The organism is uncultured Draconibacterium sp. (genome assembly GCF_913063105.1).
Taxonomy (GTDB): Bacteria; Bacteroidota; Bacteroidia; order Bacteroidales; family Prolixibacteraceae; genus Draconibacterium.
The window spans coordinates 22,711-32,816 of the sequence record NZ_CAJXYQ010000028.1 but is presented as its reverse complement, the minus strand read 5'-3'; the positions used below and the strand labels follow the sequence as shown (position 1 = coordinate 32,816).

Below are 10,106 nucleotides of genomic sequence, written 5' to 3'. Positions count from 1 at the left end.
TACTAAACAAAGACCTGGTTGATCGAATCACAAAAAATCAGGAGGATTAAATATGTCAAACATGGTTTATTTAATGACCAGTTTGCCATCGTTATCCTTAGGACAGGTGCCACCTATTACCATTGACGATTTTTACAACGATGCAAAAAAACAATTGTCTGCAAAACACTTTCAGGTTTTACAGTCGGTTGATATGCAGAAAATGAATGCCAATATTGGCATAAAAAGCATTGCTTCGTTTATAAACGATGTTAAGGAGGATTTCTCTGAAGTAAGACAAGCCAAAGCACAAAACCGTGTAGCAAAAACCAATCGTTTGCCACAAAAATTAATCGCAGGAAATCCACTTGAACGCGAAAAAAACATCTTGCAATGGCAATGGGAAGAACTGGGAGATATGGAAGTTGGGAAAACATTTACCCTAACCGAAGTATTGGTTTATAAGCTTAAATTGCAGCTGGTAACGCGCTTACATTCGTTTAATAAAGCCAATGGGGCAAAAGTGTTGGCAAAGGTGGTAAATCCCGGAAATAACAAGGAGAACAAGTAATGGCAGGACTGAAAATAAAATATACAAAAACAGAACGTGCCCGACAGAAAAAAATTCTGAAGGTATCGGAAAGAATGCTGCCCTTGTTTGAAGCAATGGAAAAATCCTTAATGGCAACAATAAATACCATTGCCGAACGTATTGACGAAATTCGTGAGCAAATTGAAAATAACAGAAAAGCAGCAGAACCATGGACTGAAGTAATGAGCGATTCGTGGGTAAATATTGATGAATATATTTCAGTTAATAAAATTATTACCAAAGCTGTTGATGTAGCTGGTGTTCGTGTTCAGCAATTTGTTAAAGTTGATTTTAATGTAATGCCTATGAATGCTGAAACACCCCTGTGGGTAGACGACGCCATAGAGCTTATGCAGGAACAATTGCAATTACTTGCCGAAATTGAATGCCTGAAAGAACAGATTAACCTGTTGGAAGATGAGTTGCTGGATGTGCGTGCCAGGGTTAAACTATTTGAAAACCGAAGAATACCTAATGCAAAAACGGCTATTCGGAAAATTGGACAAAAACTGCAAGATGATGAACGCCTGACAATTGCGACAGCAAAAGTGGTAAAAACCAGCAAACAAAAGGAGGGCATCCTATGATTGCAGAAATGAAAAAAATAATGCTGTTCATGCCCGATTCTGCAGTTGATATTGACGCTGAACTTACCGTATTGGGTCAACTTGGCGTAATACACATTGCACCGTTGCAGGCAGCAAAACACGAATCAATTGAAAGGGTAGATGCACGCATAAAGCAATTGCAACAAGCTATTTCGGTTCTTGACAGGTACGATGATGAAAAAAAGCCCGCTACCACTTCCGGTGAAATCACCGACTATTCGAAAGTAGAAAGAGGTGCGGTTTTTTTAATGGAAAAGGTGCTGGATGCCGAAAATCACCGACAGGATCTGGAGAATATAAAATTCAATTTAAACCATAACATTAAATGGTTTGAAGATTGGGGCAACATCAGTTTAGAAGACCTGAAACAACTAAATAACAACGGCGTTTGGATTAAGCTTTATTTGCTTAGCGACAAAGAGTTAAAACGAGTTGCAGAGCAAGAGGATATTCAAGTTGCCGGTAAGTTTCAAGAATTAAACCAGGTAGTATTTTTTGGTAAAGATGCCAGCCAACAGCTTGGTGAATTTCAGGAAGTTCCTTTTCCGGAATTAGAACTGGAAAATGCCAAAGAATTATTAGCTGCTACAATCAGAGACCTGGAAAGTAATAAAAACTTTTTACTTCAATTACATGCACAAAAAGTAGTGCTCGAAGAGGGACTGAAAGAACGATTCCGAAGGTTTGATGTTCGCAATGTACAATTCGGAGGCTTATCTCTCGAGAAACACGTACGTTTCTGGAAAGGCTTTATTCCTGTTGATTTTGTAGAACATTTTATTGAAACAGCAGAAGAACGTCATTGGGGATATGTAATCGAGGATCCCCTTCCCGAAGAAATGGAAGAGGTCCCTACCCTTGTTCGTACTCCCCGCTGGGCAAAACGTATTCAACCTGTAATGGATTTTATGGGGCTTGTTCCGGGCTACAAAGAAATGGATGTATCGAGGGTGTTTATGGTATTTTTCACCTTTTTTACCGGAATATTGGTGGGAGATGCCGGCTATGGGCTAATATTTTTCCTACTCACCTTTTTGGTGCACCGCAAAAAGAAATTTGCCAAACAAATTGAATTTGGACTGATTTATACGCTTTCCATTTCAATTATGTTTTGGGGCGTTTTAACCGGTACTTATTTTGGCTCTGAAGCTATTGCTGAACTGCCGGTATTGCGTAGCCTGAAAGTAGAAAAACTGGCCAGCTTTGGCGGAGATAGCCTCATTGTGCAGAAACTTATGTTTTTAATCGGTGCCGTTCATCTAACGGTAGGCCATTTGCAGGTGGCATGGAAATTTAACAACAGCGTCAGGGCTTTGGCTCAATTAGGCTGGATTGCAATAATCTGGGGCTTGTTCCTAATCGTAAACCAAATGGTTTTGGGTGTTGAAGCACCTGCAATTATGCTATGGCTTTTTGTTGGTGGCGCATTGCTGGTTGCTTTATTTTCAAAGCCGGGAACAAGTTTTGTAAAAGGTATGCTCAGTTCAATAGGAAACTTACCACTGAGCATAATAAATGGGTTTTCTGATATTATTTCATACATCCGCTTATATGCCGTTGGATTATCAACAGTGCTAATGGCTGCTAGCTTTAATCAAATGGCTATTGGCGATGGCATAACAACAGTAGTTTCAGGTATTGGCGCAGTGCTTGTTTTAATTTTAGGACATGGTTTAAATATGATTCTGGCAGCTATGGCAGTATTGGTTCATGGTGTACGTTTAAATATGTTGGAATATGCCGGTCATGCCAATGTTGAATTTTCGGGAAATGAATATAAACCCTTCGATTTGAAGGACAAAAAACAATAAAAATTTTTAAATAGTATAAAAATGATTTTAACTACAATTTTAGCAACAACAGTTGCAGGCTTTGGCGGACATGCCATCGCACTGGGAATAGCAGGTGTAGGTTCGGCAATCGGAACCGGTATTGCAGGCATGGGAGCTGTAGGGCTTTGGAAACAATCAATCAGAGATAAGAAAAAGCTTCCTTCGCTGGCGCTGGCAATGGTTGGTATGCCATTAAGCCAGGTTATTTACGGGATGATTTTTATGAACTCAATGATTGGGGCCAACCTTAACCCTGATAGTTATACCAACCAAATGATTTGGGCTTTCTTTGTTGGTATTGCCATTGCCGCTTCTGCAATTATGCAGGGAAAAGTTGGTGCGGCAGCTTGTGCCAACCTCGCAGTAGATGATAAACAAGGCTCAGGTATGTATATTGCCGCCATGGGTATTATCGAAACAGTAGCACTTCTTGCCATGGTATTTGGTATGGGAGGCATTCCGGGAGCATAAAACGCTTATAAAATATACCCCCGCTGGTTTTTGCGGGGGGTTTAAACTTTATATGTAAAAACAAATGAATATCTTTATCAAAAAGAAATCATTGAATTTACTAAATGAGTTTAAAAATAATTTTTAGAGGAAAGGTTTTATTCGCTATAATTATTTTTACTACGGTTTCTTGTGCCGGAATTATTTATACTTCAGTAAAAAGTCTGCAACTCGACCGCGAACACCTCTCCCTACTTGAATTATCTACAAATATAAATCTGGAAATATCGAAAAGTAGAATATTTTTAGATGATTATTTATGGTTTAGCGATACGCTGAAAAGAACAGCCGTAATTGGTTGTTTTGCTCATGCCAACACTTCCATTCAATCACTTGATTCCCTCCTATCTGAAAAATATAAAGATAACAGCGAGTTACAACTCCGTACTTCGCTGAAGGTTACAGCCCTAGAGGTGAAGCAATTACACCAGCAGGTTTTAGTCTTTCTTCAAAACAATACAAAAAGTATCGATGTAAATCTGTTAAATCGTTATCATGATTTTCATAACGCATACCAGGAACTACGTATAAAAATTGATGATTATATCTTACGTAAAAACAGTAGGTTTAAACAAAGGGGCTACACACTGTTTATTCTTACATTTTTACTGTTGCTGGTTTGTGTAGTTTTGATTTACCGAATAATTAATTCATACAATACAATTGAAAAACAACAGGCATTACGAGCACTTGAAGTTGAATATAAAGAACGAAAAAGAATTGCCGCAGATTTGCATGATGGATTGGGCTCCATATTATCAAGTATTGCCTTGTTTATTAAATTAATTGAAAAAGATTGCAGCAAAAGCGCCGAGAACAAAAGTTTAAGTCAGGTAAAGGAATTGTCGGGCATTGCGTTAGAAAACCTGGAGGCTACCATAAATAACCTTAACCCCTCTATTCTGAATAAATACGGACTTGTTAAATCATTGGAAATATTGTGTGACAAAATAAATGACATTGGAGAAGTTAGCTGCACGGTTAGTTCATCGATAAAACAAATTAAACTCAACCCGAACATGGAGTTGAACATGTACCGTATTTGCAACGAGTTAATAAATAATACGCTTAAACATGCCAAGGCAACAAGTTTATGCATCGACATTCAACAAATAAAGAAAACGGTAATTGTGGTATTTCAAGACAATGGAAAAGGTTTCGACCCCGAAATTATTCATACTACTGATGAAGAAAAAATGGGATTACGAAATATTGTGAACCGCATAGAATCGTTCGGTGGTAAATATGAAATTAACAGCGGCAAAGGAAAAGGTGTTGAAATTACGCTTAGTTTTATCATATAAAGCACAAAAATGGAAAAAACCAGTATTGTTATTGTTGACGACCACAAGATTTTCAGAGATGGTTTAAAAATGCTTTTAGATAATTTCGATTTTGTATCTGTTATCGGACAGGCATCAAACGGAAAAGAATTTATTGAACTTATTGGCAGAGTTGTTCCCGACATTGTTTTAATGGATATTAACATGCCTCAAATGAATGGTATTGAGGCAACTAAACTGGCGTTGCAAAAGATTCCTGAGCTAAAAATAATAGCCTTAACATCGTTTGCCGATGATGATTATATTGAACAGATGATATCTGCAGGAGTTGAAGGTTACATGCTTAAACGCTCTGATATTGAGGATTTTGAAAAAGCAATAACAAAAGTAGCTGGCGGAGGGAGTTACTTTTCGTCTGAAATTATAAAAGTTATATCCCGTAACCTTTACAAGGATAAAGAACGTAAATCAGGAGAAAAATTATTGGCCAGTTTTACTTCGCGCGAAAAAGAAATTTTAAATTTAATATGTGAAGGACTTAATAACGAACAAATTGCCAAATTAATTCACTTGAGCCCCAAAACAGTAGAAAAACACAAGAGTAACTTATTTCAGAAAACCCAAACTTTTAATACGGTAAATCTGGTAATATTTGCATTCAAAAATCAACTTATCTCGCTGTAGCTAAGAAAAATAGAAATGCGTAAGGCCTTTGCGTTTTACAAGTTAAAAAAAGGCAGTTCCTTTTCAAAACTGCCTCTCGATATTTTTAACTATTGTGGTCTTTTTCATCTACGTTCTCCGGGGCCTCTCCCCCTTCTTTCTTGTCGTTCCTGCATCAATTTCTCGTATTTTTCAACCTGTTCTGGTTTCAGTATTTTCTTAATACCTTCATCCTGAGTTTTTCTAAATTCATTCATCTTGTCACGAATTTTAAAACGGTCTTCCTCATTTTGCAGCTCTTTCCGAAGTTCCATCATTTCTTTGTTGGATGCAGTAAGAAATTTCTCCATTTTATCTGTTTGAACCCGGTCAAGTTTTAATTCTTTTTTTAGTTCTTCGGTTCGCTTTTTAGCCATTTCTTCAGGGTTCATATTACGTTGTCCTTCCCTGTTCTGAGCCATTGCAAAAGTTGTTCCTAACAAAACAACTGCAAGTAGTACTACTAGTTTCTTCATGTTATCTGTTTTTATTAAATGTAAATTCTGTGGTATTTGACCAAACGTGAAATAAATGGTTTAATTGCTAAGTTGCAAGTTTAAATATCAAAACTTAAATTTAAGCCCATTACATCAACAGTAAACCAGCTATTTAGAATTTTTTGTTTCTGAAAAGCGTAATAAACTTTTATGGCAACATGATCTGTATCAAGGGCTGTTAACCCGGAGTACAACCTTGCCAGGTGAGTTCGCTGACCATTTAGCTTATAAAATGTTTCCTCCATTAAAAAAAATTGCATTCCCCAGGTAGTGAGCTCCGGAAATTTTAGTTGAAACGCCTGTCTGTGCCTAAAATGATTTTCAAGCTCTTTATAAGTTCGGTATTCCATGCGGTTAGAAAAATCAAGTTCAAATTTATTCAAGTCTTTATTCAAGGTGATAAAAATCATTGGCCGATTTTCTTGTAGCCACGAACCATTCTGAAGATTTGCTGAAGTAAATCGAAAACCTGCACCATATTCTAACCATTGTTTTAGCTCGTGACCCAAAAATAGTTCCGCATATTTTGAATCAAGTGACGACCGCTTTGGCGAATAATGAATTTTCTCTGCAATGGATATGCTTATATCTTTTCCTAGTTCAATGGCAACCTGGTTCTTATTCCATAAAATTACCTGGCGCTCCTGAGCCATGCTAAGGATTGGTATAATCGATAGAAAGAGAAAAAGTAAAGGTTTAAACATGCTTGCAAAAATATAAAACAAACCAGGTAATTTACCCAAATGCGCCAAGAAAACATAAAACATCAAATCAATTTTGCTCAATCCAGGAAGGAAAAATCTCAATTCATGCAAAATATTATGCAGATCATGCCTATAATTATTAGTTATTAATATCAATTATTGTACATTTGGAACAAATTCGTCGAATAAAACAGATGTAATGAAAAATAGTACAAAGAATCAAATAATAAAGGCAGCAGGTGTAACATTTGAACGTTATGGATTTAAAAAAACTACAATGGACGATATTGCCTATGCTGCCGGAAAAGGTAAGAGTTCGCTCTATTATTACTTCAAAAATAAGGAAGACGTATTTGAAGCGGTTGTTGCTTTCGAAGCAGAGTTATTGGTGAATGAAATTAATGAAGCCATAAATTCCTCTGCATCGGCCATTGAAAAATTAAGAAGCTATGTAAATATCAGGATGAAACGCTTTGTTAAAAAGGGCAATCTTACTACCGCATTAAACGACAATTTTTTAGCCACCTTTAATTTTATTGAAAAAATACGCAATAACTACCGCGAATTTGAAACAAAAATGATATCCGGAATCATTAATGAAGGAATAGAAAACCAGGAATTTAAGCCTATTGATGCCGAGTTTACAAGTGAGGCCATTCTTACGTGTATGATTGGTTTTGAGGTTCCGTTAATAATGAAAGCACAAACAAACAATGAAATTGCAACAAAAATTAATGATGTAATCGACATGTTTCTATATGGAATATGCGTGTAATTTTTTTTGCACCAAATGTCGAACATTTTAGATATTAATTCGAAACGTACAAACAATAAACAAACAAAAAATGAAACAGAAATTAAATTTTTCAATGAAGATTTTTTCAATCGCACTGATGATTGGAATTTTAACCCTTGGGGGGGCGAACAAGGCTAAAGCCCAGTTTAGCTATGGATTAAAAGTTAATGCCGGAATTGCCTGTCAGTCGGACTTATTAAAAATTGCAGACAATTGCGATATACGCTTCAGTCCGTCTGTTGGCTTATTAACCAAATACCAGTTTGCAGAAGGATTCGCCTTAAAATCGGGTATTGATTACCAACAAAAAGGCCGGAACTTTACCGAGAACAACCAGGATGTAAGCAACAAACTACACTACCTTACTGTACCTCTAAAAGCTGAATTTTCAGCTGGAGAAAAAGCCGGATTTAAAAAAGGGCAACGTGTATTTTTTGCAGTAGGACCTTACCTGAGTTATTTATTAGATGCCAAAGCAGAAATAAACAGTGTAAGTTCTGATTTGGATACTAAAAATTTTGATGCAGGGCTGGGGTTTGAAATGGGTATGGAATTTCCTGTTTTTAACCAAAAAGCCTTACAGCTTGGCCTAAACTACGATATGGGTTTTGTTGAGGTATACAACTCAACACCTGATTTACACAACAAAATGACCTCGATTAGCCTGGGCTTACTTTTTTAACAACAACTAACAAACAATATAAACAAAGCCATAAAGAGGCCGGCAGAAATATCTGTTGGCCTCTTTAATTTACAGAACAAAAGGCAATTTCTTAGTCAGCGTTATTTCGTAGGGTGTTACCGTTGCCTGATAGGGTAAAATCTCCACACCCGCTTCCCGGGCAATTTTTAACAAAGTGGCATAATTGGGGTCGATTTCAGTTGCCGGACCAAATTTTGAAACATCGCTCCGTTGAACAACATATAACATTACGGCTCGTAATCCTTGCTGTTTAACGGTCATTAAAGTTTTCAGGTGTTTTTGCCCGCGTGTTGTAACAGCATCCGGAAAAAGAGCAAAATCGCCCTCTTTCATCGTCACATTTTTTACTTCTATAAAACATTTTTCAGATGCGTTTTGGGCATACACATCAAAACGTGAGTCGCCAAATTTCACCTCTCGTTTTACGTATGTGTAGCTACTAAGCTCCGGAATTAACTTGTTTTCAACAGCTTCAAAAGCCAGCTTGTTCGGAATTCCGGTATTAATTCCAACCCAATCTCCGTTAATTTTAATCATTTCCCAGGTAAAACGGGTTTTACGTTTGGGATCGTCGTTTGGCGTGAGGTACACCTCCGCCCCATTTTCCAGGCAACTTTTCATTGATCCGGAGTTGGTGCAGTGGGCTACGACAATCTCTCCGGAATCGAGCTCCACATCGGCTAAAAAACGTTTATAACGTTTAATTAGCCTGCCATGTACCAGTGCCTTTTCAAATTTCAATTCAGTAGTATTTACTGGCTAATTTACAATTGTGTTCGGGCAAAAGGAACGGCATTCTGCCCAATAAATTCGCGGTTTAAATATTTATAATAACCAGTAATGGCAATCATAGCTGCATTATCCATCGTATATTCAAATTTTGGAATTATCAGGTTCCAGCCATGTTTTTGTGCATTTACTTTCAAAGCTTCGCGTAAACCGGAGTTAGCCGACACCCCTCCTGCCACAGTAACTTCTTTTATACCGGTTTCTTTTGCTGCTCGTTTTAATTTTCCCAATAATATTTCAATAATGGTGAATTGTAGCGATGCACACAAATCGGCTAAATTCTCTTCAACAAAATTTTCGTTTGTTTTTAAGTTATCGCGCAAAAAATAGAGGAAATTCGTTTTTAATCCACTAAAGCTGTAATCAAGTCCCGGAATTTTCGGACGCGAAAACTCAAAACGATGTGGATTGCCCTGTTTCGCCAGACGATCAACATGTGGCCCGCCCGGATAAGGCAGTCCCATAACTTTTGCACACTTATCAAAAGCTTCACCTGCGGCATCGTCGATGGTTTGTCCTATAACTTCCATATCAAGATAATCGCGAACTAATATTATTTGCGAGTTACCACCAGAAACCAACAAACATAAAAACGGAAATTTTGGAGGATTAAATTCTACGCCGTTTTCTTGAATAAAAAGAGCCAATACATGCCCCTGTAAATGATTTACATCGATTAATGGGATTTTAGACGCCAATGAAAAACCTTTGGCAAAAGAAGTACCTACCAATAACGATCCCAACAATCCGGGGCCACGTGTAAATGCGATGGCCGAAATAGCGCAGCGTTTAATTTGGGCGCGTTTAATGGCCAAATCAACTACCGGTATAATATTCTGCTGATGGGCTCTTGAAGCCAATTCTGGTACAACACCGCCATATTCTTCGTGAACCTTCTGGCTGGCTACCACATTCGATAGGATTACACCATCGCGAATAATAGCTGCAGATGTATCGTCGCACGACGATTCAATACCCAGTATGATTATTTCTTTATCTGCCATATAAATCTTTCCTTTTTTACGTTATTAAAACAAGATAAACGCTATTGGGTTTATATCTTTGCATTTATTAAATATGTACCGTTAACAAAACGTTTGTCGCATTTAAT

General features: G+C 37.3%; 12 protein-coding genes. 8 read left to right on the top strand and 4 right to left on the bottom strand.

Annotation, left to right across the window (positions count from 1 at the left end; translation table 11 throughout):
• The first annotated feature begins 52 nt into the window (after window positions 1-52).
• The 6 genes from QZ574_RS18555 to QZ574_RS18530 all read left to right on the top strand — a co-directional run bounded on the left by QZ574_RS18555 (window position 53) and on the right by QZ574_RS18530 (window position 5,488).
• Window positions 53-550, top strand: coding sequence for a DUF2764 family protein (locus QZ574_RS18555; protein WP_297092333.1), 498 nt, complete (start codon window positions 53-55; stop codon window positions 548-550).
• The gene (locus QZ574_RS18550) at window positions 550-1,158 is read left to right on the top strand and encodes a V-type ATP synthase subunit D (protein ID WP_297092331.1); all 609 of its coding nucleotides are present in this window, start codon (window positions 550-552) and stop codon (window positions 1,156-1,158) included. Before QZ574_RS18555 ends, QZ574_RS18550 begins: the two co-directional genes overlap by 1 nt.
• A 29-nt stretch (window positions 1,159-1,187) precedes the next feature.
• A complete protein-coding gene (locus QZ574_RS18545) occupies window positions 1,188-2,990 on the top strand; it encodes a V-type ATPase 116kDa subunit family protein (protein ID WP_297092329.1) in 1,803 nt (600 codons plus the stop codon).
• Between the two features lie 21 nt (window positions 2,991-3,011).
• Window positions 3,012-3,482, top strand: coding sequence for a hypothetical protein (locus QZ574_RS18540; RefSeq protein WP_297092326.1), 471 nt, complete (start codon window positions 3,012-3,014; stop codon window positions 3,480-3,482).
• A 104-nt stretch (window positions 3,483-3,586) separates the two neighbouring features.
• Window positions 3,587-4,825: an ATP-binding protein gene (locus QZ574_RS18535; protein WP_297092325.1), complete on the top strand. Its 1,239-nt coding sequence runs from the start codon at window positions 3,587-3,589 to the stop codon at window positions 4,823-4,825.
• A gap of 9 nt (window positions 4,826-4,834) precedes the next feature.
• Window positions 4,835-5,488, top strand: coding sequence for a response regulator transcription factor (locus QZ574_RS18530; RefSeq protein WP_297092324.1), 654 nt, complete (start codon window positions 4,835-4,837; stop codon window positions 5,486-5,488).
• A 104-nt stretch (window positions 5,489-5,592) separates the two neighbouring features.
• On the opposite strand, the gene QZ574_RS18525 is transcribed toward QZ574_RS18530, so the two are convergent.
• Window positions 5,593-5,982, bottom strand: coding sequence for a hypothetical protein (locus QZ574_RS18525; protein WP_297092323.1), 390 nt, complete (start codon window positions 5,980-5,982; stop codon window positions 5,593-5,595).
• Between the two features lie 80 nt (window positions 5,983-6,062).
• Entirely contained in the window at window positions 6,063-6,770 is a 708-nt protein-coding gene (locus tag QZ574_RS18520) for a DUF2490 domain-containing protein (RefSeq protein WP_297092322.1), read from the bottom strand.
• Window positions 6,771-6,906: 136 nt separating this feature from the next.
• On the opposite strand from QZ574_RS18520, the gene QZ574_RS18515 reads away from it, so the two are divergent.
• Together QZ574_RS18515 and QZ574_RS18510 are read left to right on the top strand one after the other, a co-directional pair.
• On the top strand, window positions 6,907-7,482 hold the full coding sequence (locus tag QZ574_RS18515; RefSeq protein ID WP_297092321.1) for a TetR/AcrR family transcriptional regulator: 576 nt from the start codon (window positions 6,907-6,909) through the stop codon (window positions 7,480-7,482).
• A gap of 70 nt (window positions 7,483-7,552) precedes the next feature.
• Window positions 7,553-8,185 (top strand): porin family protein, encoded by a 633-nt coding sequence (locus QZ574_RS18510; protein WP_297092319.1) that lies wholly within the window; start codon window positions 7,553-7,555, stop codon window positions 8,183-8,185.
• A 69-nt stretch (window positions 8,186-8,254) separates the two neighbouring features.
• Here the strand turns inward: QZ574_RS18510 and sfsA are convergent, their stop codons facing one another.
• Both sfsA and tsaD read right to left on the bottom strand, forming a co-directional pair.
• Window positions 8,255-8,947: a DNA/RNA nuclease SfsA gene (gene sfsA, locus QZ574_RS18505; RefSeq protein ID WP_297092316.1), complete on the bottom strand. Its 693-nt coding sequence runs from the start codon at window positions 8,945-8,947 to the stop codon at window positions 8,255-8,257.
• Window positions 8,948-8,970: 23 nt separating this feature from the next.
• Window positions 8,971-9,999, bottom strand: coding sequence for a tRNA (adenosine(37)-N6)-threonylcarbamoyltransferase complex transferase subunit TsaD (gene tsaD, locus QZ574_RS18500; RefSeq protein ID WP_297092315.1), 1,029 nt, complete (start codon window positions 9,997-9,999; stop codon window positions 8,971-8,973).
• Between the last annotated feature and the right edge of the window lie 107 nt (window positions 10,000-10,106).

Coding starts and splice junctions, on each gene's coding strand:
- QZ574_RS18555 (WP_297092333.1), top strand. CDS start 53: ATGTCAAACATGGTTTATTTAATGACCAGTTTGCCATCGTTATCCTTA.
- QZ574_RS18550 (WP_297092331.1), top strand. CDS start 550: ATGGCAGGACTGAAAATAAAATATACAAAAACAGAACGTGCCCGACAG.
- QZ574_RS18545 (WP_297092329.1), top strand. CDS start 1,188: ATGCCCGATTCTGCAGTTGATATTGACGCTGAACTTACCGTATTGGGT.
- QZ574_RS18540 (WP_297092326.1), top strand. CDS start 3,012: ATGATTTTAACTACAATTTTAGCAACAACAGTTGCAGGCTTTGGCGGA.
- QZ574_RS18535 (WP_297092325.1), top strand. CDS start 3,587: ATGAGTTTAAAAATAATTTTTAGAGGAAAGGTTTTATTCGCTATAATT.
- QZ574_RS18530 (WP_297092324.1), top strand. CDS start 4,835: ATGGAAAAAACCAGTATTGTTATTGTTGACGACCACAAGATTTTCAGA.
- QZ574_RS18525 (WP_297092323.1), bottom strand. CDS start 5,982: ATGAAGAAACTAGTAGTACTACTTGCAGTTGTTTTGTTAGGAACAACT.
- QZ574_RS18520 (WP_297092322.1), bottom strand. CDS start 6,770: ATGTTTTATGTTTTCTTGGCGCATTTGGGTAAATTACCTGGTTTGTTT.
- QZ574_RS18515 (WP_297092321.1), top strand. CDS start 6,907: ATGAAAAATAGTACAAAGAATCAAATAATAAAGGCAGCAGGTGTAACA.
- QZ574_RS18510 (WP_297092319.1), top strand. CDS start 7,553: ATGAAACAGAAATTAAATTTTTCAATGAAGATTTTTTCAATCGCACTG.
- tsaD (WP_297092315.1), bottom strand. CDS start 9,999: ATGGCAGATAAAGAAATAATCATACTGGGTATTGAATCGTCGTGCGAC.